The organism is Pontibacillus litoralis JSM 072002, assembly GCF_000775615.1.
Lineage (GTDB): Bacteria > Bacillota > Bacilli > Bacillales > BH030062 > Pontibacillus > Pontibacillus litoralis.
On sequence record NZ_AVPG01000007.1, the window covers coordinates 87,505 to 112,311 of the forward strand.

General features: G+C 37.6%; 21 protein-coding genes and 3 riboswitches. Of the genes, 14 read left to right on the forward strand and 7 right to left on the reverse strand.

Translation table 11 applies throughout. The annotated features are described in order from the left end of the window. Positions 1-14 precede the first annotated feature (14 nt). The 8 genes from N784_RS06750 to N784_RS06785 all read left to right on the forward strand — a co-directional run bounded on the left by N784_RS06750 (position 15) and on the right by N784_RS06785 (position 10,231). A complete protein-coding gene (locus N784_RS06750; protein ID WP_036833602.1) occupies positions 15-680 on the forward strand; it encodes a response regulator transcription factor in 666 nt (221 codons plus the stop codon). Positions 681-687: 7 nt separating this feature from the next. After that, positions 688-2,046: a HAMP domain-containing sensor histidine kinase gene (locus tag N784_RS06755; RefSeq protein WP_036833544.1), complete on the forward strand. Its 1,359-nt coding sequence runs from the start codon at positions 688-690 to the stop codon at positions 2,044-2,046. Continuing rightward, on the forward strand, positions 2,046-3,041 hold the full coding sequence (locus N784_RS06760) for a PepSY domain-containing protein (RefSeq protein WP_036833546.1): 996 nt from the start codon (positions 2,046-2,048) through the stop codon (positions 3,039-3,041). The genes N784_RS06755 and N784_RS06760 overlap by 1 nt, the downstream gene beginning before the upstream one ends. Positions 3,042-3,121: 80 nt before the next feature. Next, the gene (locus tag N784_RS06765; protein WP_036833547.1) at positions 3,122-3,466 is read left to right on the forward strand and encodes a four-helix bundle copper-binding protein; all 345 of its coding nucleotides are present in this window, start codon (positions 3,122-3,124) and stop codon (positions 3,464-3,466) included. A gap of 668 nt (positions 3,467-4,134) precedes the next feature. Beyond that, the gene (gene dat, locus N784_RS06770; RefSeq protein ID WP_036833549.1) at positions 4,135-5,013 is read left to right on the forward strand and encodes a D-amino-acid transaminase; all 879 of its coding nucleotides are present in this window, start codon (positions 4,135-4,137) and stop codon (positions 5,011-5,013) included. A gap of 214 nt (positions 5,014-5,227) precedes the next feature. Continuing rightward, on the forward strand, positions 5,228-6,295 hold the full coding sequence (locus N784_RS06775; RefSeq protein ID WP_052127173.1) for a C40 family peptidase: 1,068 nt from the start codon (positions 5,228-5,230) through the stop codon (positions 6,293-6,295). Between the two features lie 275 nt (positions 6,296-6,570). Further along, a riboswitch (cobalamin riboswitch) is annotated at positions 6,571-6,747 on the forward strand. 169 nt (positions 6,748-6,916) lie between these two features. Beyond that, positions 6,917-9,172: a ribonucleoside-diphosphate reductase subunit alpha gene (locus tag N784_RS06780; RefSeq protein ID WP_084600162.1), complete on the forward strand. Its 2,256-nt coding sequence runs from the start codon at positions 6,917-6,919 to the stop codon at positions 9,170-9,172. 12 nt (positions 9,173-9,184) lie between these two features. Continuing rightward, entirely contained in the window at positions 9,185-10,231 is a 1,047-nt protein-coding gene (locus N784_RS06785) for a ribonucleotide-diphosphate reductase subunit beta (protein ID WP_036833550.1), read from the forward strand. A 320-nt stretch (positions 10,232-10,551) separates the two neighbouring features. On the opposite strand, the gene N784_RS06790 is transcribed toward N784_RS06785, so the two are convergent. Further along, complete coding sequence (locus N784_RS06790) at positions 10,552-11,979, reverse strand: MFS transporter (RefSeq protein ID WP_036833552.1); 1,428 nt, start codon at positions 11,977-11,979, stop codon at positions 10,552-10,554. Positions 11,980-12,167: 188 nt separating this feature from the next. Here N784_RS06790 and N784_RS06795 point away from each other — a divergent pair, with 188 nt between their 5' ends. Further along, positions 12,168-12,491, forward strand: a complete 324-nt coding sequence (locus N784_RS06795) for a hypothetical protein (RefSeq protein WP_036833554.1) — start codon at positions 12,168-12,170, stop codon at positions 12,489-12,491. 110 nt (positions 12,492-12,601) lie between these two features. Next, positions 12,602-12,766 carry a hypothetical protein gene (locus N784_RS16585; protein ID WP_156965196.1) on the forward strand — a complete coding sequence of 55 codons (165 nt, stop codon included), beginning with the start codon at positions 12,602-12,604 and terminating at the stop codon, positions 12,764-12,766. A 159-nt stretch (positions 12,767-12,925) separates the two neighbouring features. On the opposite strand, the gene argH is transcribed toward N784_RS16585, so the two are convergent. Continuing rightward, positions 12,926-14,248: an argininosuccinate lyase gene (gene argH / locus N784_RS06800; protein WP_036833556.1), complete on the reverse strand. Its 1,323-nt coding sequence runs from the start codon at positions 14,246-14,248 to the stop codon at positions 12,926-12,928. Next, the gene (locus N784_RS06805; protein WP_036833557.1) at positions 14,245-15,768 is read right to left on the reverse strand and encodes a Na+/H+ antiporter NhaC family protein; all 1,524 of its coding nucleotides are present in this window, start codon (positions 15,766-15,768) and stop codon (positions 14,245-14,247) included. The genes argH and N784_RS06805 overlap by 4 nt, the downstream gene beginning before the upstream one ends. Positions 15,769-15,937: 169 nt before the next feature. Beyond that, a riboswitch (TPP riboswitch) is annotated at positions 15,938-16,045 on the forward strand. A gap of 77 nt (positions 16,046-16,122) precedes the next feature. On the opposite strand from N784_RS06805, the gene N784_RS06810 reads away from it, so the two are divergent. The 3 genes from N784_RS06810 (at position 16,123) to N784_RS06820 (ending at position 18,983) form a co-directional block, all read left to right on the forward strand. Continuing rightward, positions 16,123-17,397 (forward strand): acetylornithine deacetylase, encoded by a 1,275-nt coding sequence (locus tag N784_RS06810; protein ID WP_084600163.1) that lies wholly within the window; start codon positions 16,123-16,125, stop codon positions 17,395-17,397. 13 nt (positions 17,398-17,410) lie between these two features. After that, entirely contained in the window at positions 17,411-18,100 is a 690-nt protein-coding gene (gene tenA, locus N784_RS06815) for a thiaminase II (protein ID WP_036833559.1), read from the forward strand. Between the two features lie 106 nt (positions 18,101-18,206). After that, positions 18,207-18,983, forward strand: a complete 777-nt coding sequence (locus N784_RS06820; RefSeq protein WP_036833561.1) for a nucleotidyltransferase domain-containing protein — start codon at positions 18,207-18,209, stop codon at positions 18,981-18,983. Positions 18,984-19,355: 372 nt separating this feature from the next. On the opposite strand, the gene prpB is transcribed toward N784_RS06820, so the two are convergent. From prpB to N784_RS06840, 4 genes are all read right to left on the reverse strand, one after another. Next, the gene (prpB, locus tag N784_RS06825) at positions 19,356-20,276 is read right to left on the reverse strand and encodes a methylisocitrate lyase (RefSeq protein ID WP_036833563.1); all 921 of its coding nucleotides are present in this window, start codon (positions 20,274-20,276) and stop codon (positions 19,356-19,358) included. A 17-nt stretch (positions 20,277-20,293) separates the two neighbouring features. Continuing rightward, on the reverse strand, positions 20,294-21,736 hold the full coding sequence (locus tag N784_RS06830; protein ID WP_036833565.1) for a bifunctional 2-methylcitrate dehydratase/aconitate hydratase: 1,443 nt from the start codon (positions 21,734-21,736) through the stop codon (positions 20,294-20,296). Positions 21,737-21,811: 75 nt separating this feature from the next. Further along, complete coding sequence (gene mmgD, locus N784_RS06835) at positions 21,812-22,927, reverse strand: citrate synthase (protein WP_036833566.1); 1,116 nt, start codon at positions 22,925-22,927, stop codon at positions 21,812-21,814. 57 nt (positions 22,928-22,984) lie between these two features. Beyond that, positions 22,985-23,224 carry a hypothetical protein gene (locus tag N784_RS06840; protein ID WP_036833568.1) on the reverse strand — a complete coding sequence of 80 codons (240 nt, stop codon included), beginning with the start codon at positions 23,222-23,224 and terminating at the stop codon, positions 22,985-22,987. Between the two features lie 150 nt (positions 23,225-23,374). Further along, positions 23,375-23,570: riboswitch (cobalamin riboswitch) on the reverse strand. A 182-nt stretch (positions 23,571-23,752) separates the two neighbouring features. Between N784_RS06840 and N784_RS06845 the strand changes: the two genes are divergently transcribed. After that, a complete protein-coding gene (locus N784_RS06845) occupies positions 23,753-24,787 on the forward strand; it encodes an enoyl-CoA hydratase/isomerase family protein (protein ID WP_036833569.1) in 1,035 nt (344 codons plus the stop codon). The last annotated feature ends 20 nt before the right edge of the window (positions 24,788-24,807 follow it).

The window sequence follows — 24,807 nt, forward strand, 5'->3', positions numbered from 1 at the left end:
AACATATACTAATTATGGAAGATGATGAGAAAATTGCTCGCGTTATACAATTGGAGCTTGAATATGAGGGCTATGAAGTAAGTGTAGCTCACACTGGTAGAACTGGTCTTGATATATATGAAAAAGGAGGAATCGATCTTATTCTTTTAGATGTTATGATTCCAGAATTAAATGGTATGGAAGTGTTAAGGAGAATTCGGCAAACAAACAATGAAATCATTATTATTATGCTTACTGCTCGTGATTCGGTTTATGATAAAGTAAATGGGCTTGACTTAGGTGCAAATGATTATATGACGAAACCGTTTGAAATAGAAGAATTACTAGCTAGAATTCGGGCTAACTTCCGATTTAAACCGTCTGCTGAACAACATCTTGATCATGATGTTGAGCACATAGGGAGTGTCACGTTGCACAAGCAGACAAGAGAAGTGTATCATCATGAACAATTAGTCGATTTAACCCCAAGAGAGTATGAACTTCTCTATTATTTAATGACGAACAAAAATAGAGCCTTAGACCGCGAGCAAATTCTCGATAAAGTATGGGGTTATGACTATTACGGAGATACGAATATAGTAGATGTGTATATTCGATATTTACGAAAAAAATTAACAGACGCAAGCGGAGATACGATCATTCATACTGTTCGTGGTGTCGGTTATATGATGAAGGAGTAGTATCATAGTGAAGCTACGGACACGTATACAGCTACTGACAACGGTTGTTTTAATGGTCTTATTGTTAATTGCAAACACATCTATCTATTTTATTTTCAAAAACCAGACGATTGATTCGGAACAGCGAAGACTAACGAATACAGCGAACAACATTATAATGGAAATGACCGAACAGCAAAATGTGCCGATGGAACAAGTGTTAAGAGCATATATAGTGAATGATGGTGTGTTGCGTATTGTTGATGAAGAACAAAAAGCCCCGATTGTGCAAGTGGCGGCAGACAAGCGGTATAGAGGGATGGAAGTTAGCTACACCAATAATCAAATTGATGAAGTATTTGAATATAACGGATCATGGTTCGTCGGTATATCGATTCCAATGATTAGTAATGAAACAGGGGAAATTGTCAATTTGCAAGTCATTGAGAATATAAATATGCTGTATGGCAATATGCAAGACTTAAAGTGGGTACTAATCATCACGACGACTATTGTTATTATTATTCTATTTATTACGAGTAGATTTCTAGGTAAAGTGATTACATTACCAATCTATAGGTTAACTAAAACGATGAAGACAATTGAAAATCAAGGTTCATTTGAGCACATTACAGTGGACAATGATTTAAAAGATGAGCTAAGTGAAATGGCAAGAACGTTCAATCGTATGATGACTAGACTAGAAGAAAGCTATGAAAGACAAGAACAATTCGTTTCAGACGCCTCTCATGAATTAAGAACACCTTTAACTGTTATAGATAGTTACGTGAAGTTGCTCAATCGCTGGGGAAAAGAAAGGCCAGACATATTGGAAGAGGCTATTCAGGCAATTGGCTCGGAATCGGTTAGGATGAAATACTTAACGGAGCAATTGTTATTATTAGCTAAGGCAGAGGAAACGAAAGAAGAGCAGAAAGAAGTTATCGATATAGCTGCCAATTTGAACAATATGGTAAAAAGGTTGCAACGCGCCTTTCCACAGAAAATTATATTTCATCATGAGATGGATTCATGTTATTTAAAAGTGCATGAACCAAGCTTTGAACAATTAATGATTATTTTGTTAGACAATGCAAAAAAGTATAGTGAAGAGACCATTACGTTGCAAATGGTAGAAGAGGAGCAGGTCGTTCGTATTGATGTGATTGACAAAGGAATTGGTATTCCAGAAGAGGCTCAATCTCATGTGTTTAGTCGAATGTATCGTGTTGATAAAGCACGTAGTCGAAAAACAGGGGGCTCCGGACTTGGGCTATCCATCGCGAAACGAATCGTCGATCGGCATAATGGTACTATTTCTGTTAAAAGTAAAGAAGGAGTAGGCTCAACCTTTACTGTGACGTTACCAAAGGGAGGTATCGCATAATGAAGTGGAAAATAGCGCTTGTATTATTTATCATAACAGGGCTTTCCTACAGCATGTTTGTATTAGTTTTTCAAGATGATAGGCAATTGATGTCTCCAAATGATGCAAAAGTATTTGCAGCGGAATTGTATGGAGGCGAAGTAGTTGATTTAACAGATGACCAGCACCATTATTTCATTACGGTGGAAAATGAGAAAGGCGTCTATCATTTTAAATTAGATAAAGAGTCTGAGAAGGTAAGTAATGTTGAACTTGTTCAAAAAAAAGATTTTGCAAGTCAACTGGCAACCTATACGGAAGTAAAAGCGGCTATTGAAGAAGAAGTAAATGGAAAAGTGAAGAAAATGGAACAAGTAAAGACCGACGGAAAAATAATCGTGGAAGCTACTGTTGATATAAAAGGAAAACAGCACGTCATCGCTTATGATATGGATAAGCAACAGGTGTTATCGAATAAACTATTTAAAGACGAAGCCAATGCGTTAGTGATGACAAAGAAAGAAGCACAACAAATCGCTAAAGAAGAAGTGAACGGTCAAATTATTGATACTTCTATTGTCGATAATAAAAATGGCCAGAATTATAAAGTGACGATTGAGAATGAACTAGAGGTAACTTCTGTGTATGTGCAAGGAAATACAGGAGAGGTTTCATATATTTCAATGCGATCAAAACAGCCTATTAAAGAAGAAGAAGAAGATGACGATGATGAAATCGATGATGAGAGAGAGGATGAAAGAATCGAAACGAATACCCAACCATATCAAGCTGATCAATCTACCTCCAAGCAAAAGAGTGGAAGTACGAAGAAAGAGAAGAATAATGCTCAGACGAATCAAGAGCAACCAATAAATAAACCCGTACCTAATGAGAAGCCGGCGAATACTGACACAGAAGAAGACGATGACGATGATGATGATGATGACGAAAATGACGCAGAAGAAGAAGATGACGATGATGCAGACGACGATGATGATAATGATGACGACGATTGATGTAACGAGCCATTATTTGAATAGGAATTTAAATGGGAGGCATGATAATACGGAAATTTTATAATAGGAGGGTTTGCAACATGGGAGTATTATCAGCATCATCAACTAATATGGACAACTGTATGGAAGCCTGTATAAAATGTGCAAGAGCTTGTGAAGAATGTACAACTGCGTGTTTACAAGAATCAGATGTTCAATCAAGAGTTCATTGTATTCAAATTTTAAATGATTGTGCGGAATTTTGTTTACAAGCTATAGCTTATATGGGGAGAAATAGTGAATTTGCCACCCAACACTGTCAACTATGTGCGACAATTTGTGAAGCGTGTGCAACAGAATGTGAAAAGTTTCAAGATGCTCACTGCCAAGAGTGTGCTAAGATTTGTCGTGAATGCGCAAAAGCTTGCCGAAATATGAACGTATAAGCTGCTGTTCACATACGAAGCATACAAATCATGTAAGATGCGGTTCTTCAATAAGGAAGGGGCGCGTCTTTTTTTAATAGAGAATAGTGATTTTAAACACTTTCCAGATTAACATAATCGGTAAGGGCAATATAAAAATCATTCCCCTTGTTATATGATTTTTGGCATCGAACCCTTAAAAATCCGAATCCTGATAGATTTCGCTCTATCGGGATAACACCAAAAAAAAAGATGTAACTAAAAATACTACATCTTTTATTTTTGCTTCATGCGATTTGTAAGGGGAGTCAAACCTCTCACAAATCGTATTTTTGCGCTGTATGACAGAATTAACCTCTTTTTTTGATTTACTAATAAATATTATTAGTAAAACTAAAAGTAATAATGGAACTCTATACGCCCCTAGCATACATAAAAAATCTCCAATAAACCTTTTTATTCGAACAATTCATATAGCCAGAACCACCAGTACAATTACCTAATGTGGTTATACCTCCATCTTGTAGACAGCTAAACGTGTAAGGAATTTTTTTAAGCCTGCTTGCTGTAATTTATCAAAATAAAATGTTAATGATACACTTTTTTCTGAATGTTTGATAAACTGTTACAAATAGTGGTTGATGTTTCATAAAATGATGCTAGCCACTCATAGTTAGGAGGCTACCTAGATGAGTATAGGTCCATATGTATTAACGGAAAAAGAATTTGTCAATCGTTATGATTTGACATATCCATTTGAAGAGCGAGGGTTGCAGTTTGGAGATGGAGTGTATGAAGTTATTCGTGTATATAGAGGGAATTTGTATTTAATTGAAGAACACGTGGAACGTTTATACCGATCAGCTGCAGCCATTCACCTACAAGTACCATATGAGAAAGAAGAGATGTATAAGCAGTTAAAACAATTACTCCATCTAAATGATTTTACAACAGATGGAAAGGTTTACTTACAACTTACAAGAGGATCAGCACCTCGTGATCATGTTTTTCCTGTGGGAGTGCAGCCGAATTTATATGCTTATGTAGCACCATTATCTCGCAAGCATTCGCTCATGAAAAACGGAGTAGCCACGATTACGCAAAAAGATGTCCGCTGGGATTACTGTTATATAAAAAGCTTAAACCTATTACCAAATGTAATGGCAAAGCAAGCAGCAAAGGAGCAAGGTTGCTTTGAAGCAATATTGCATCGAAACGGCAAAGTTACCGAGTGTAGCTCATCAAATGTGTATGTAGTTAAGGATGGAGCAATTTATACGCACCCTGCCGAGAAAAACATTTTACATGGCTGTGTACGTATGCGAGTAGAGGCTTTTGCGAAAGAGACTGGTATTCCATTTCATGAAGAGGCATTTCATTTAGAGGATATTCAATATGCGGATGAGTTATTTTTATCGAGTAGTACAGCAGAAGTAATGCCCATTATTGAAGTTGATGGTAATACAATAGCAAATGGAAGGCCAGGCCAAGTTACAATGCAATTGCAACAAGCATATGAAGCAGACGCTAACATCCCAATGAGTGACTCTATTTTTTACGTTCAATAGAATAATATGATAGAAATCCTAGGCTATTATATAAAGCCTAGGATTTTTTTAGTGCAAAATAAAAAATGATTTTTGTTTTGTACTAAAAAACCAATTAAGTGTGAATTATTACGGCGAATGTTACAGTTATATTAAATAAAACATAGGCATATAGATTTATCTATTTAAAATATAATATAATAGACCTATGTTTATAATGAGGAGGGAAATAGAAATGGGAAAGATGTTTACTAAGAAGACGGTACTTCCAGTGCTTGTAGCAGGTATGGGAATTACGCTTCCGAATGTTGTACAGGCTGAAGAAAGTCATACGGTACAAAAAGGAGACACGCTCTGGGATTTATCAATAAAGTACAATACAACAGTTGATTCATTGAAAAAATGGAATAAATTAAATCATGATAGTTTATCAATTGGTCAAACCCTTTTAGTATCAGCACCTTCATCTAGCTCTGAATCCAACCCATCATCATCTTCACAGTCAAATAATTCTAGTTCAAGTACATACACCGTCCAAAAAGGTGACTCATTATGGGTGATAGCAAGAAAGCAAAATACAAGTGTAAGTCATTTGAAACAGTTAAATAACCTTTCTGGTGACACAATTTATGTAGGACAAACGTTGAAAGTTGCTGGATCAGCTTCATCTAATGAAAGTACTTCAAATTCAACTAACAATTCCAACAATGAAGTGACGAATAATAATTCTCAAGCAGGCTCAAATTCAGTTCATAGAGTTCAGAGAGGCGAGTCATTGTGGTCCATCTCGATGAAATATAATACGAGTGTGAGTCATTTGAAGAAAATTAATTATTTGTCGAGTGATCGTATTTATGTAGGACAATCGTTAAAAGTGACTGGTTCATCTAGTAATCAAGGATCTAATAATTCAGGTTCAAGTAATCAAGGTAATACGTCGGTAACATCTAGTACGGAAAGTTTAATTAAGGAAGCAAAGAAGTATATGGGTACGCCTTACGTATGGGGCGGAACATCACCATCAGGCTTTGATTGCAGTGGCTATATTCATTACGTTTACAAGCAAGAAGGGAAGCATGTACCACGTACAACCGCTACGATATGGGCTGCTGGAACGAGTGTGTCTGAACCATCCGTTGGGGATATTGTTTTCTTTGAAACGTATAAAAAAGGCCCATCTCATGCAGGGTTTTATTTAGGAAATGGAGATTTCATTCATGCTGGGTATAGCAATGGTGTAGAAATCTCGAATCTATCTAATAGTTACTATAAGCAGCGTTACTTAGGTGCTAAGAGGCTATAATACAATTTAGTATAAAGAACTTTCACGCTTTTAAAGCCTGGAAGTTTTTTTATTGATATAAGGATAATATTCCGATAGAATATGTAATCAGTGTACATACGTTTTTAAGCAAAGTTTAGCAAAAAATTTTTCACTATTTTAATCCACTTACCAATAGGGTTATGGAGTTTGTTTCATTTGTTATTAAAAATTTTCACTTGCTATTTACTACAATATTCGGTATCGTTAAATACAACATATTGATGAAAAAAATAATAAAACAACTATATATTGATAATCTAACGAGTTGATAAGGTGCCATGCAGGCTTAATAGGGAATCTGGTGCAAGTCCAGAACTGTCCCCGCAACTGTATGTGTGACGAATTGAGGAAATCCACTATATGTAATATAGGAAGGGCTCATAGTAGGAAGAAGCACAAGTCAGGAGACCTACCTTAACTCGTAAATAGTTTCTTTATTCTTCGGGGAGTGAGAAGGTGGAACGATAGACATAGAGTGAGGGAGAAGACTACTCCTTTCTATGTTGCTGTCGTAAGCCGTTTTCCTTGAGGAAGGCGGTTTTTTTTGTTATTTATTCTATCACTTTGATTAAAGAAAGAGATTTAGGAGGGAGAAGTAAAATGGGGCAAACAGTGCAATGTAATCGAATAGAAGAAGGTTGGTTAAAACGACTAAAGGGAAAGCTACAAGCATTACCATCCGAATTTCCACATATAGAGGTAGAGTTGCTACTAGAAGAAGTAATGGATGCAGTTGTTAAGAAACAAGATGTAGCGAAAGAACAAGTATATAATGAGTTCATTCTTAAAGCGCTTGACTACATGGATGAAGAAGAGCCTGATTGGACGTATGTAAGCGCGCGTATATATTGTGAACAACTATATGAGGAAGTAGCGCAACGACGCAATCATTATGAAGATACGATTTATCCGCCTTTCGCTCATTTATTGCAAATATTACTTGATTTAGGTGTGTACAGTTCCTTCATTCTAGAACAGTACTCAGAAGAAGAAGTACATATATTAGGAGATGTGATTGATCCAGAGAAAGATAAGTTATTTACGTATATTGGCTTGCGTACGCTTGCAGATCGTTATTTAGCAAAAGGACATAATGGAGAGCTTTACGAATTACCTCAAGAACGTTTCATGATTATTGCGATGACATTAATGGCGAATGAATCAGCTGAAAAACGTATTGACCTTGTGAAAGAGGCTTACTGGGCAATTAGTAATTTATATATGACGGTTGCCACGCCAACACTGTCCAATAGTGGAAAAAGTTATGGACAATTATCAAGCTGTTTTATTGATACAGTCGATGATAGTTTACAAGGCATCTTTGATAGTAACACCGATATTGCAAATCTCTCTAAAAGTGGTGGCGGCATTGGAGTGTATCTAGGGAAAATCCGGTCCAAAGGTAGCGATATTAAAGGGTATAAAGGAGTAAGTTCTGGGGTTATTCCATGGATGAAGCAGTTGAACAATACAGCGGTGAGTGTAGATCAGCTTGGCCAACGACAAGGAGCAATTGCCGTATATTTAGATGTATGGCATCAGGACATATTCGCCTTTTTGGATGCGAAGTTAAATAATGGGGATGAGCGCCAGCGTACACACGATTTATTTACAGGTGTGACGTTGCCTGATTTATTTATGGAAGCAGTTGAAAACCGTGAAGATTGGTATTTATTCGACCCTCATGAGGTACGTAAAGTAATGGGATTCAGCCTTGAAGATTATTACGACGAACAAGAAGGCGCAGGAAGCTTCAGAGATAAGTATCAACAATGTGTGGAGCATCCAGACTTAAATAAAATCGTTGTGCCAGCTATTGAGATTATGAAGCGTATTATGATTAGCCAGCTTGAAACAGGTACACCGTTTATGTTTTATCGTGATGAAGTAAATCGTAAAAATGCTAATACCCATAAAGGGATGGTGTATTGCACAAACCTTTGTACAGAAATTATGCAAAATCAAAGCTCAACAACAGTGGAAGAACAATATACACAAGATGGAAAAATCATTACGGTCAAAAATCCAGGAGACTTCGTCGTATGTAACTTATCTAGCATTAATTTAGGTCGAGCTGTGCTAGAAGAAGTACTAGAACGTCTTATTCCTATCCAAGTGAGAATGCTCGACAATGTCATTGATTTAAATCGGATTCCAGTTATTCAAGCAGAAATAACGAACCAAAATTATCGAGGGATTGGTCTTGGTACGTTTGGCTGGCATCATCTACTAGCGTTAAAAGGTATTCGCTGGGAATCAGATGAAGCTGTTTCTTATGCAGATACTTTATATGAGCATATTGCTTATTTAACGATTGAAGCAAGTAAAGAGCTAGCGAAAGAAAAAGGTGCTTATCCACATTATGAAGGTTCTAAATGGCAAACTGGTGCGTATTTCACAGATCGTGGTTATACGTGTGATAAGTGGAGTCAATTACAGGCGGAAGTACAACAGTATGGTGTGCGAAACGGGTATTTAATGGCTGTAGCACCTAATTCATCAACGTCCATTATAGCTGGTAGTACCGCAAGTATTGATCCAGTATTCCAGAAATTTTATTCCGAGGAAAAGAAAAATTACAAAATTCCAGTCACCGCTCCAGACTTAAACACGCAAACGTACTGGTTTTATAAATCAGCCTACGAAATAGATCAAATGTGGAGCATTCGACAAAATGCCAAACGCCAAAAGCACATTGACCAATCGATTTCTTTTAATGTTTATGTGAAGAACACGGTCAAGGCAAAGGAAATATTGAACTTGCATTTAGAAGCTTGGCGTCACAAAATGAAAACGACATACTATATGCGTTCAACATCATCAGAAGATATCGATTGCGAAAGTTGTTCATCATAAGGAGGAATAAAGATGAGTCAGCATTTATTAAATAAACGAAATTTATATGATATTGATGCACCAAACCAATCAACAGGTATTATAAATGGACGTAGCTCAAACGTGTTAAATTGGGACGATGCTCGATTTACATGGGCTTATCCAATGTATAAGAACATGCTTGCTAACTTCTGGATTCCCAATGAAATTAATATGAACAATGACTTGAAGCAATGGAGTCATTTAAGTGATAAGGAACAAGATACATTTAAAAAAGTAATCGGCTTGCTCGCTTTTCTGGATTCGATTCAAACCGACTATAGTGGGAAAATTGCTGATTATTTAACGGATTCTAGTCTAGTTGCTTTAATGCAAGTACTATCGTTTCAAGAAGTAGTTCACAATCAATCCTATTCTTATGTACTCTCTTCTCTTGTGTCGAAACAAGAACAAGATGCGATTTTCGAATATTGGAAGCATGACGAAGTGTTATTAGAACGAAATGAATTTATCGCAAACGGCTATAAAGAGTTCGTTGAGCAGCCAACACCAAAGTCCTTTCTCCGTTCGATTGTATATGATGTTGTATTAGAAGGATTATTCTTCTATGCAGGTTTCGCTTTCTTCTACAACCTTGCTCGCAATCAGAAGATGGTATCCACTAGTACGATGATTAATTACATTAACCGCGATGAACAAATACACGTCAACTTATTTGAGCGCATTTTTAAAGAGACGTTAGCGGAGAATCCGAACATCGATCAAGAAGAAATGCTCACCTTCGCAACAGAGACGTTTAGAAGAGCGGCAGAATTAGAAACGAAATGGGCTACTTATATTATTGGTGATGATTTTGATGGCTTAACGATGACAGAACTAGAAGCATATATTAAATTTATGGCGAATAAACGTTGTAAAGAACTTGGAGCTGAGAAGCCATTCCCGCAATATAAGAAGAATCCGTTGAAGTGGATCCGTGCTTATGAGGATGTCAATAGTGGCAAGTCAGATTTCTTTGAACAGAAGTCCCGTCAATATACGAAAGTAAATTACACGGATAATGGATTTGATGATTTGTAAAAAAGCATATCGCTTAAGCTAATTGTACTGTTTTCGTAGAGAATAGTGTTAATGTAAATAACGTGTAATTTATTATTAACACTAACAAGAACATTACAAATAGCGAACAAAAACGCTCAGGAACCTGGGCGTTTTTGTTTAATAAAGGATTATTATGATTGGTCCAAAAACATTGATTACATCTAGAAGGATTGGTCGTGTTTATTACTTCTACAATCAAATATTTAGTTAATGGCTTTGCTTCCTACTTTTGATTTTCTGGATTTTGCAAGGGAATGGAAGATGTAAACTGTAAAAATAAAGGGATACGATTACGGGAATCATATTCTTTTATAATAATAGCGTTGTATTGCAAGATAAGCCCCTAATAAAATGGTGACGAAGATAGCATAAAGACTTAGACTATTATATAGTTTTTGTAAACTCGTGTAAGCGGCAAGATTCACTGCTGAATGAGGCATGAGTAATTGATGTAAAGATATGCCGTTCAGCGACGGTATTTCGTTAGTAAACCAAAATACTAATGCGTAACTTACCAAACTAAGTAATAAGACTCCTCCAAGTTTGAAAGTGAAATATGCTAGTGATGGAGCACCAATCTTCCGATGATTAGGGCTTAATTGTACGATACTTCCATTAACAGCAGGTGGTAATGTACCTATAGAAATGCCTATTAGAAAGAAGAGTGTCGCCAATATGAATATAGGGAATGAATCCCACCACAAAGCATTAATCGTAGTGAGAATCGTAATAGCTAACCAATTAACAAGTAGAAACGTTGCTAATTTTGTTTTTCTTAATATATATGGTGTTGCAATATTTCCTATCGTCATACCAATTGCAAATGGCAATGTAGAAATAAATAAACCAGACCAAGGGTGTTGCGTAACGTAAATGCCAAATAGCGCAGAGAACGTAATGTAAAAGTATATGAAGCTCCCAGCAAAGAAAAAGAACACAATAAGAAAAAGAACATTCGTTTTTTTAAATTCATGCAAGGATAGAAACCGTTTTGTAAAATAACGCTCTCGGATAAAAAATATAATTAAGCTAGTTATAAATAAACCAGTTACAATATACGTTATCACGCTATTTGATCCCCAGTCTTGTATATGTCTAATCCCATACGTAAAACATGTAATACTAAACGTAAATAAAATTCCACTAGGTATGTCAAATACGACCTTATGAGAAGGTTTAAGCTGCTTCACATAAGGCTGAATAAAAAATAAAGCTAGCAAAGCAAACGGAATATTTAATAAGAAACCCGCCTGCCAACCTACATAGTAAATGAGCAAACTAACGATAATAGGCCCTGCTATAATAGCGAATCCTAACGTTGAACCTGTATAGATACTAATATTTTTTCTTTCTTCAGGCGTTAATATTGTAAATAGTAGTGGAGGAATCATTGGGATGAGTGCAGTTCCAAATAAGCCAATAAAAAATCCACCTAACTCTACCCAACCGAAAGACGGTGCAAAAGATATAAGTAAAGAACTAGTTGCTAAAGCAGTTAAAGAAAGTGTATATACAAGAGAACTTCCCTTTTGATCAATAATACGAGAATAAAAAGGGAGGCCAATAACTGTTCCTATTAAAAATAACGATAGCCCATTAGCTAAGGACTGCAATTGTTCAAATGAAAAAGCAGCATACACAATTGTAATTCCAGTACTAATTTGACTTGCAATGGCAATATACATGCAAATTATTAAACTATAAAACGCTCTTTTCTTATGCTTCAATAAAACCTCACTCCTATTCCATAAATTAATTATAATTTTCTTTTCGACAAGGGACAAGAAAGAAAACTATATATCGAGAAGAAGCGTCGTTTATACGGAATATATAGAAGGAATACAGCTATTTGGTGAAGAATAAAACAATCCTACTTAAACTTAGTTAATATATTAAAAATAAAGGAGTTGATATTATGAATAATCTAATGTCTTATACTATTGTAGCTTTGCTTGTTATTGGCTTTATTTATGTTTTGGTGAGACAGATAAAACATATTATGTCATTACGAAAAAATAGAAGTTTTTCTTATTCAAAAAGATTGTTGTTGAGTATCTACTTAACAATAATTGCAATTGCTGGATTTTTAATCTCCTTTTTATTGAACGTAGCAATATTTATGCAAGTATTTCAATCAAATGCACTTACGAGTAATAATACTGCTATTGCCTGTTTTTTATTTATTTTTATTCTCCTAATGGCTAAGTATGTAATTTTACCTAAGAATCAAAGTAATTAAAAAAGTAGTAATAATTCTTTTGAAATGGTAGATACTCCCTAGATGGTATGGTAAGTTTATACTTGATCAATTCAGATATTTTTAAGATTATTAAAATTGGAGGATGAGAGATGAAAAAGGTGTGTAGTTTTTTGTTTGTACTAATTTTGTTTGTTATTTTTACTACACCTACTTTATCGGCAGCATCAGAAAAACAACAAGAGTATGAAATTAATTCTATAGGAGAATTAGAGGATTTTATTAAGAATGATCGTTTTTTCAATGATGATTTATAAAAGGGAGTCGCAAACTCATTATGCGACTCATTAAATTTGTTTTTAAATGTGTCCACAAATTGAATTTAGAAAAATGGATTTATGAAAAAGATAGTTAAGAAAATAGAAAGTTGAACAAAAAAGAAGCGGGACAAAGGGGAAAGAGCCCTTTGTTCCACTTTAGTTCGCCATTTCTTTTTTGTTTCCACGTTTAATTATTGCTTCATAATCAATATATTCATATACATCATCTGTTATCACATCGCTAAATTGTTGCAGTTCCTTTAGAGTTAAATCTTCAATGCATGTACCGTTTTCCTCGCAGTACAACACGATTGCCCCTACTATACCATGGGCACTTCTGAACGGGACGCCTTTTTTTACGAGGTAGTCGGCAACTTCTGTCGCATTAAGAAAGCCGGCTTTAATGGACTTCTTCATTTCTGCTTCATTTATCTTTAATGTCGTAATCATTCGTGACATAAGCTGTAGCGAAGGAGCAACTTCTTCAAGTGCTTGGAACAGTGGTTGTTTCACCTCTTGCATATCTTTGTTGTAGGCTAGAGGTAACCCTTTCATAGTCGTTAATGCAGAAACAAGATGACCATACACTTTCCCCGTTTTACCGCGAATCAACTCAGCCGCGTCTGGATTTTTTTTCTGGGGCATAATGCTACTACCTGTTGCATAGGCATCATCTATTTGCACAAATGAAAATTCTTGACTACTCCACAATATTAGCTCTTCGCTTAAACGACTTAAGTGCATCATAATAATGGATAAATCGGATAGCAGCTCTATTATGTAGTCACGGTCACTAACTCCATCTAAAAAGTTCGCTACTGGTCGAGCAAATTGCAGTTCTTTCGTCGTCTCTTCTCTATTGATGTCATGCGTTGTTCCTGCTAATGCCCCACATCCGAGTGGGTTTTCATCTAGTAATTCAATCGCATGGTTCAGCCTTTGTTGATCTCGTTTGAACATTTCCACATAAGCGAATAAATGATAGCCAAATGTTACGACCTGTGCACGTTGCAGATGCGTATAACCTGGCATCATTACTTGTTTATGCTGTGTCGCTTTTTCTATAAGACTTTCATTTAGTTCACTTAATAAGCCCAAGACCATGTGTGCTTGTTTTTTCGCAAATAATTTCAAGTCTGTTGCCACTTGATCATTTCTACTACGTGCTGTGTGAAGCTTCTTGCCCGCTTCTCCAATTCTTTCTGTTAACGTAGCTTCGACAAAACTATGAATATCCTCATGCTTTCCTTCAATTTGTAAGGCACCACATTTCACTTCTTCTAAAATGTTGTGTAATTCATGTACAATTGCTTCTCCTTCTTTTTCAGAAAGGATGTGATTGTTTAGGAGCATGTGAACGTGCGCAATGCTACCTTGAATATCTTCTTCTACTAAATAATGATCTTCTTCTAAAGAAGTATTAAATAGTTCCATTAATTCATCTTCGTCTTTCGTAAATCTTCCGCCCCATAATTTCATTGTGTTACGTTCACTCCATTTCGTTTTGTTTGTATGTTAGAAATAATAAAGAAGGTTAGAACCATTAAAGGGATGCTAAACAAGATTGTATATGCACTTCCTGTTACGCCTGCAATACCAAAGGAAATTAGTGCGATTAAACCGTTGATTAGTGCATAAGGCAATTGTGTTTTGACATGATCCACATGGTCACAACCGGCGCCAGTAGATGCGAGAATAGTAGAATCGGAAATCGGCGAGCAATGATCCCCGAATATACCACCAGATAGAACTGCTCCAATGCTTACTAGTAGTGGTGCATCAAGCCCATACGACATCGGGATTGCTAGAGGAAGCATAATAGCGAAGGTTCCCCATGAACTTCCTGTTGCGAAAGACATCGCGCTAGACGCAGCGAAAATAACCATTGGTACAATCCAAGGGGCTATATTCCCTTCTAACAATTCAATAATATAAGCGGCTGTTCCCATTTCATTTAATAAGGAACCTAATGCCCAAGCTAAAACTAAAATTAAAATGACATGCATCATTTTCTGCATACCTGAAATGTATATATCAAAAATTCTTCCTATCTTCCTCACTTTATAAAAGATCATAAGTATAATGAGCGAGACAGAAGCAAATAAATAGCCAGTGCTTAAAGCTACTCGGAAATCACTTCCAGGCACAGGATTGAAAGGGAAACCTTGTGGCAACAATAACCCAAATAACGTCAGAAACAAAATCCCCAAGGGAAGTAGGATAAGAAGCGGATGACTTTCCTTCGTATCTTCCTGAGAAACTTCTGGTTTGCGAAGTGGTTTAGAATCTGGCCAAAATAAAGCACCTGTTTCTTCCACGCGTTTATTAGCTTTTGACATGGCTCCGAAATCTACTTTCGTTAACGCAACTACCGGCACAATGAGTATAGATAAAATGGCGTAAAATTGGAATGGGATCGCATGTACAAACGTTGTAAATTCAGATGTTGCCACCCCAATGCGGTCAAATTCCTCTTTTATCAGTCCCATAATATAGACGCCCCAGCCAATGAAAGGGATTAAAACAGCAACGGGCGTAGAAGTAGAATCAATAATCCATGCCAACTTTTCACGTGATAATTTTACTTTATCAAATATCTTCTCAAAAATAGGTCCAATAATTAAAGGAGTTCCCATATCAGAGAAAAAAATTACAATCCCGCCAAACCATGCTGAAAGTTGTGTTTTTCGTTTAGAGTTAAGGTGCTTTGCTGCTTTATTGGCTAAAGCTAATCCCCCTCCAGATTTCTCCACTAAAGCCACAAATCCTCCAATAAATAATAATAAAACGATCACGGCAGCATTATAGCTATCGGTGAATTGAGGTGTAATATATTCATTTATCGTTCGAGTTGTTGCTGTAATGGGATTTCCGTTCGACATAATTAAAAGGCCGACAAATACTCCTGTAAATAAAGATACAATGACGTTTTTAAAGATGATAGCCAAAATGATTGCTATGATTGGTGGTATAAGAGATACAAACCCAATGTGGTCCAAATTACTTCCTCCTTGCTGCTCATACGTGTTAGTGTCAATGATTTAATAGTAGAGTAGCTTAGGAGAATAGTCAATAAAAAAATAATAAATATACATACTTATTGATAAATATTCATAACTTGAGTATTTACATGAAGTGTGATTAAATGGAATTAACAACTTTATATGACATCTTCACTAGGGGAGCCGCTTAATCGGCTGAGAAAAGCAGTACAGCTTTGACTCTTAGTTACCTGATCTAGATCATACTAGCGTAGGGAAGTGAAGCGAGCTTTTGTATGGACGTACATATGTTTATCTAGCAGCCGCTTCTTGGTTAAGGAGCGGTTTTTTTGTATGGAAAGGGGTGTTTGAATGAAGGAAATGGAATTGACATCGTTACTTGCAGAAGTCGAAAGTAGAGAGGAAGAATTACTAGATTTAGTGAAAGATCTCGTATCGTTTCCGACGACGAGTCCTCCTGCTCGTAATGCGAAAGAGGCACAAGATTATGTAACGAATTATTTACACCAATTAGAATTCGAGATTGATAGGTGGAATTTGTATGATAACGATCCTATTGTCGTAGGAAAAAAGCGTGGAGCTGACCCTTCAAGTAAGCGCTTAATTATTAATGGTCATTTGGACGTTGCCGCTATTGAGGAAGGACAAGTATGGAAGTTCGATCCGTTCACTTGTGTGGTGACAGATGAGCGGCTATATGGTCGTGGTGTTGCTGATATGAAAGCGGGAATGGCCGGCGCTTTGTTTGCATTACGTCTATTACACGAACATGGTATCGAACCAGAAGGAGATGTCATGATTCAATCGGTCGTTGGAGAAGAAGTAGGCGAGGCAGGAACGAAATCGTGCTGTGATAAAGGATATGATGCTGATTTAGCTATTGTCGTTGATACGAGCAATTGTGAGATTCAAGGGCAAGGTGGTGTTATAACTGGCTGGATTACAGTGGAAAGTCCAACTACATTCCATGATGCTACACGCCGCTCGATGATTCATGCAGGTGGTGGCTTGTATGGAGCAAGTGCCATTGAGAAGATGATGCTCCTCCTTCAAGGATTACAGTCGTTAGAGCGCCATTGGGGCGTTACAAAGCAAAGTGATGGATTCCCGCCTGGCAGTACGACGATTAATCCAGCTGTTATTCGAGGGGGTCAACATGCTGCTTTTATAGCCGACCGTTGTGAACTATGGATAACGGTGCATTATTATCCAGAAGAACATTATGAAGACGTAGTAAAAGAAATAGAAGAGCACCTTCACCACGTAGCGATGGCAGATCCATGGCTGCAAAATCATCCACCGACATTCACTTGGGGGGGGACGTCCATGATTGAGGACGAAGGTGAAATCTTTCCATCTTTCTCCATAGATCAAGATCATTATGGAGTGCAATTGTTAGCGCAAGCACATGAACAAATGTTTCAAGAGCCTGTTAACTATTCCATGTCACCGACTGTTACAGATGGAGGATGGTTAGCCGAAGCAGGTATTCCCACCGTACTATATGGTCCTGGGACATTGGAACAAGCGCATGCAGTGAATGAATCGTTAGATCGAGACCAATTTCTTAAATTTACGAAAACAATGGTCTCTTTTCTATATAAATGGTACCAACAAAAAAATTGACTGAGGTGATGACATGTTTACAGAACAATTATTTGAGAAAGTGAAACCAATTTGGAAGTCTTATTTGGAGCATCCTTTTGTGAAAGGAATTGGTGATGGAACGCTAGACGTGGATAAATTTCAATTCTACATGCAACAAGATTATATTTATTTAATAGAGTATTGCCGCGTGTTTGCGTTAGGAAGTGCAAAGGCGAGCACGCTCGATACGATGAGCCTTTTCTCTGAACTGCTACATGCTACGTTAAATGGAGAAATGGAGCTACACCGACAATATGCGGAGCGGCTTGGCATTTCTCGAGAAGAGCTAGAGCATACGAAACCTTCTGCTACAATGTTAGCATACACCAGCTACATGCTGAATAAGGCATATCAAGGATCAGAAGCGGACGTCGTAGCATGTGTATTAGCATGTGCATGGAGCTATAATTACATCGGACTCCATTTAAATGAAATCGAAGGAGCAGCTGATCACGAATTTTATGGTGATTGGATTCGTACTTATTCCTCGCCGGAATTCACCGCATTGGCGGAGAAATGTAAAGCATTAATCAATGAACTAGCAGAAGGGAAATCGTCCCAAGAAAGACAACAGTTAGAGGATATTGTTCTTTATACGAGTAAATTTGAATACATGTTCTGGGAAATGGCCTACACGAAAAAGATGTGGGTGACAGAGGAAGAGCATGTGATGAATGTGTAACATAAGAGACAAGGATGTTCGCCGTAGAGTGAACATCCTTTTTACTATAATTGGATTTAAAACTGGTTCATACATGATACAATATTAGGAAAGGAGGGCTAGTTAGATGAATAATTTGATACTAAAATCCTTACATAAATTAGAACATAACGAAAAAGTAAAGGTGATTTATGCTAGTGAAGTCGGTAGCAGGGCATATGGACTAGCGTCTCTGAAAAGTGATTACGATGTACGATTTATATATATTCATCATCCGGAGTGGTATTTGTCCATTGATAACCACCGTGATGTCATCGATAACCGTATACATAAGAATATTGAATTAAGCGGCTGGGAGCTGACGAAAGCGCTGCGACTGTTTCGGAAATCTAATCCTTCTATGATGGAATGGCTTCATTCTCCAATTATATATGACAAGGATGAACGGTTTAGTAACGAGATTAATCATCTAATACCAACGATGTTCGCACCTGTTTCAACATTGTATCATTATATTCAAATGACTAAACGAAATATAAATACGATAAGTAAATACGAACATGCAACCCCAAAACAATACGTCCACACGATCAGGCCATTATTAATGTGCATGTGGATAAGACAACATGGTCATTTCCCGCCACTTCTCATCAATGAATTACTCAACGACGTCCATTTACCAGTTAATGTTCAATTGAATATGGAACGGTTATGCGAACTAAAAAGAAATGGGGAAGAGGCAGTGACAGCACAGCCAAGACTGTTGCGTTTTATTCAAGATCAAGTTGTTGAGATGGAATCATATGTGAAAGAACTTGGACCTAAAAATCAAGGACAAACAGAACCACTTAATCACTTGTTCCGTCAAACTCTATATCGCCAATGGGAGAGCTTTTTTGAATAATCTCTTATTTTAAAGCCGATGAGTCGCAAAAATGGGAGCGAAATCCACATCATTTATGATTATTTTAACGGGAGGGAGCAAGAGTCAAATGAAGGAAAAAGAAACTGCTTCAATGCTAAACAAAGAGCTATACAACGACAGTTAATCGTCTAATAGCTCTTTGTTTTTGTGATAGGATTTTCGAAGGGATAAATAGCTAACTCCAAACATGATGAGCCCCGATAATACACTAACACCGACTATATCTATAAACTCATCTCTGTTTGAAGGTACCCCTTTAACAAGGATATTAGCGTAAAAAAGAGAAGGAAAAAGCCAAGTGACGACGTTGAAATAATACGTTTCCCGTTCTCTTTCATAAAAGAGAATGTCTTATTTACGCTCTTTCCCTAGTTCAGGGAGAATCGTTTTTGCAATAGTCTTATCTAATTTTTCATAATCGTAGTAGTGTATTGTTTCGTACAGTTGCTCTCGTGTTTGCATATCTTCAAGCATATTGCTTTGTGTTCCTTGCTTTAAAATAGTGGTAAAAATACGTTCATAAGCTTTAGCTGCTACTCGTAAGGAGGTGACAGGATAGATGACCATGTTCATCCCGAATGATGCAAATTGTTCAGCTGTATAATAAGGTGTTTTTCCGAATTCTGTCATATTGGCTAAAAGCGGACCTTGAATGGCTTCTGAGGCACGTCTAAAGTCTGCTTCACTTGTTAAGGCCTCTGGGAAAATAGCGTCTGCACCTGCTTGTAAATATTGATTGGCACGAGTGATTGCTTGTTCGATACCTTCTGTTGCTTTCGCATCGGTGCGAGCAACCACGAGTAGGGAAGGAGAGGCGGCTTTAATTGTTTGGATTTTTTGCATCATTTCTTCTGTGCTAATGAGTTTCTTTCCATTTAAATGACCGCACTTCTTTGGCAGGTGTTGATCCTCGATTTGAACAGCTGCAACACCTGCTTCGACCATCTCTTTTGCGGTACGGGCGACGTTGAGCACGCCACCGTAGCCTGTATCAATATCGACGATAAGAGGCAAATCGGAAGCTTGGATCAATTCACGAGCTTTTGCCGCCATTTCATTTGAGTAAATCATCCCTAAATCTGGAAGTGCGTGACTAGCCGTATAAGCAGCACCAGAGAGATAAATTGCTTGAAAGCCAACATCTTTGGCAATTCTGGCGGCCATTCCGTCATGAGTTCCTGGAATTTGTAAAATTGTTTCTTCCTTAATTAAGTTGTGCAGCTCTTTGGCTCGTTCTACTTGTGTCTTTCTATTCTCTACAATCCATGTCATTAGTAAAGCCTCCTGTATTAAATCGTGAACATGTCCATAAATTCGTTGACTGGTTTCCGCATCAATACATCGTGATCTTCACATAGGTTTAAAATTTGGTTCACTTGACGAAGAGGGAAGCGAGTTTTTAAGTTGCTTTGGAATTTGTTTAAAAGCAATGGTAGTCCTTCTTCGCGACGACGGCGGTGACCAATTGGGTATTCAATCTTTACTTGCTCAGTGCTCGTGCCATCTGTGAAGTGCACTTGAACAGCGTTAGCGATGGAGCGTTTATTCGCATCAAGATAGTCGGCACTGTATTGTTTATTTTCCACTGTTTCCATTTTCTCTCGAAGGCGGTCGATTTGTGGGTGACGAGCGGTAGCATCTTCATAATGATCGGCTGTTAGTTCACCGTAAATAAGGCCAATCGCTGTAATGTATTGTAAGCAATGATCGCGGTCAGCAGGATTATGAAGTGGTCCCGTTTTATCAATAATGCGAATAGCAGATTCATGAGTTGTAATCGTTACTTTATGGATTTCTTCCAGTCTATCTTTTACTTCATGATGTAATTGAATGGCTGCTTCTACGGCTGTTTGAGCGTGGAATTCTGCTGGGTATTTAATTTTGAATAGTATATTTTCCATTACATAGCTATCTAAATCTTGGGCTAATGTAAGTTCTTGTCCGTTCATTAATACGTCTTGAAATCCCCATCCTGGGGCGGAGAGAGCCGTTTTGTAACCCATTTCACCAAACATGGTCATCATGGCAAGTCGCACACCACGGCTCGTCGCATCCCCTGCTGCCCAAGATTTGCGGGAACCAGTATTAGGAGCGTGACGATACGTGCGAAGGCTAGAGTTATCGAGCCATGCCTGTGAAACCGCATTGACGACATCCTGCTTATTCCCGCCTAACATAGCAGTAACGACAGCTGTTGTTGCTACTTTAACGAATAGTACGTGATCGAGTCCTTGGCGATTTAGACTATTTTCTAATGCTAGAATGCCTTGGATTTCATGAGCTTTAACGGTGTATTCTAATACGGTTTCCATTCGAATTGGCGCTTTGCCTTCTGACAGGCGCTTTTGGCTTATATAATCAGCAACTGCCAAAACGCCACCAAGATTATCAGATGGATGGCCCCATTCAGCTGCAAGCCAAGTGTCATTGTAGTCGAGCCAGCGGATCATACAGCCAATATTAAAAGCAGCATGCACTGGATCTAATTTGTAAGAGGTACCAGGAACGTGTACACCATTTGGAACGACTGTGCCTGGTACAATCGGGCCAAGATGTTTTGTGCATTCTGGATACTTTAAGGCGAGGACACCACAACCGATAGTATCCATTAAGACGTAGCGTGCAGTTTGCCATGCTTCCTCGCTCTTAATTTGACCATTTATAGCATAGTCGGCAATTTGTTCTAACACTTGATCTGTTGAGTGAACTGTCTTTACTTTTGTATGTGTCATTACGTATTTCCACCTTTCCATTTAATATGTACAACTACCGGTGAATTCTATTTGTCACCGGTAGTTATACAGCGTTTACGGATGAAGCCCTCGAGGACCTGTGTAACGTACTCGTGGTCGAAATAGTTTATTGTTTTGTTGTTGTTCAGCTACATGGGCGCTTAATCCTAACGTCCGCGCAGCGAAGAAGATTGGTGTATATAACGGGATAGGGATACCGAGTAAGTAATAAACCGGAGCAGCATAGTAATCAAGATTAGGGTATAACCCTTTTTCTTCCTTCATGATCTGCTCTCCAGCTTCACACATCTCGAATATCTCTGCTTCACCTTTTTCAGTGGCTAATTCACGAAGTGCTTCTTTCATTAAAGCTGCACGTGGATCCATCTTCTTCATGTACACTCGATGTCCAAACCCCATTACTTTTTCTTTTTGTTGTAGCTTGTTGTACAAAAGGTTACGATAGCCATCGACTGTTTTTCCTTCGAGTAACATATACATGACTGCTTCATTTGCGCCACCATGTAAGTTACCTTTTAATGATGCAACGGCACCAGTAAGAGCACCGTATATATCTGCATTTGTAGAAGCAATAACTCGAGCGGTAAAAGTTGAATTCGGCATTTCATGTTCGCTATAAACCATTAACGATTGATCAAAAATTGCCGCTTCTCGTTCATTCGGTACATGCCCGGTAATCATATATAAGAAGTTGGTGCTATAAGCTAAGTCTTCTCTTGGTAAAATAGGTTGTTTGTTGTGTAATATGTGGTAGCTGTTCGCGACAATATTAGGTATTTTCGCTAGTAGGTGAATGGTTTTCTGACGTGTTTCTACTTCATTGTGGATGTCTAGTTGCTCGTCATAACTTGCTAGTGTCGATATGGATGTTCGTAATGCGTCCATTGGATGAGTGGTATGTGGCAATTGCTTTAGAATAGCTAGAATGTCAGAAGGTAAATGATAAGCTTGCACTAATTCTTTTTCTAATGATACTTGTTCTTGTTCAGTAGGGAGAGAACCTTGTAAGAATAAGTGAATGAGATCGATATACAGGACACTTTGGGCGAGTTCAATCAAATCGTATCCTTTAATGACGATTTCTTCAGCATCCACATCTAAGTAGGACAAGCAAGTTTCTGCCGCTATCACACCATTTAATCCAGGTTTATACGTTATTTGTTCTTCCATAAAGCCCCTCCTTATAAGGAATAGCGGAGCAAGATTGCGCTTACAAATGGAAGTGTATTAGTTCGAATCATTGAATGAAGGTAGAGATGCTTCTTTTCCTGTTAACTCTAATAGAATAAAATTGTAAGCATGCTTGATGTTTTCGACATGCTGCTCTTTCCTTGCATCCGAATTATTTTGTTCGTAAACGTTTGTAATTAATTTTTTATACTCATCTTCTAGCGTACTAGGTAACAACGGTTGATTCATAACAAATGCTTGAAAAATATTAATATAATAATCGACTGTTTCCATCACTAGTGAACTCTCCTGGCTCAATTATTTAGTAGAAAAGGCAATAAAAAAACAACTTCCTAAAAAGTTGTTAAGTTGAGAAACGGTTTAAAAAACACATACTTTACCACATGCCATTCTCTCGCACTTAACACCCCCTATCCTCGTAGGTAATGATGCTTGCTAAAACAGGCAGGTCTCCTGACTTATGGTCAACGCAAATCAATTCCTTCCCATTTTCCTACGCTGGAAAACAGTGGTTTTATTGATTGCTCCCAAATACAGTTGCGGGACAGTGTCGGATTTAAACCGACTTCCCTTTTAAGCAGACAAGCAAATTTATGTCTACACCTGTTTTTACAGATTATTCAATTGTCCATTTCAATATATCAAACTTTTCTAAAAAGAGCAATAATTTGAGTTTGTGGCAGAGTAGAGGAAGTTCTGTTCGTGCATCATATACAACATATCGTCTAACTATCATTTGTCTAACGAATTATTATTTGCCATAATTGTTGTAATGATCAATGACAACACATAGGAGGGGTTGCAATGATAGAACAGGTATTGTGTACAATAAAAGAAAATGGGATTGGATCTATTGTATTAAATCGGCCAAAAGCGTTAAACTCTTTAACGTATGAGATGGTAACTACGATTCACCAAGCGCTACGTGCATGGGAAAACGATGATCAAGTTCAAATTGTAGTGATGCAAGGGGCTGGGGAAAAGGGTTTTTGTGCTGGTGGGGATATTAAAGCAATCTATGAATCTCGAAATGATCCAACTTTACTAGAGAAAGCAAGCACATTTTTTTCAGCAGAGTATGAATTGGATCAGTACGTATATCATTATTCGAAACCGATTGTGGCTTGTTTAGATGGGATTGTTATGGGTGGTGGCGTTGGCTTAAGTTTTGGCGCGAATTACAAAATTGTCACAGATAGAACGAAATGGGCGATGCCTGAAATGAACATTGGCTTTTTTCCTGATGTAGGTGCTGGTTATTTTCTCAATCAAGCACCAGGGTATATCGGGCGTTATCTTGCTTTAACGGCATCTGTTATTACAGCTTCTGACGTATTATACATTCATGCGGCGAACGTATATATGCCAGTAGAGAAATTGCAAGCATTCATTAATCGTATAGAACAAGTCAATTGGCATCAACAGGACAATTCCCTAGCTGAATGGATACACCACTACGAAGAGGAAGCTCCAAATGAGAGTAAACTCGCGACCATTCAAGAAGATGTAGATCGACATTTCGCTGATGAAACAGTGGAAGAAATCGTTGAATCGTTACAAGCGGAGGAGAGTGCGTTTGCTAAGGAAACGAAAGAAACTCTGTTATCTAAATCACCCATTTCTTTAAAAGTAACGCTTCACCATATCGTTGATTGTGCAGACAAATCATTTGCGACATCATTTCAAAATGACGTAGTGCTCGCGAAGAATTTCGTGCAAAATGAGGATTTCTATGAAGGAGCACGCTCTGTGTTAGTAGATAAAGACCGCAATCCTCAATATACATACAAACATTTGGAAGATGTAACGTATGAGATGGTGCAATCTTTCTTTAGATAATTATAAAAAAGTGAGCGCTT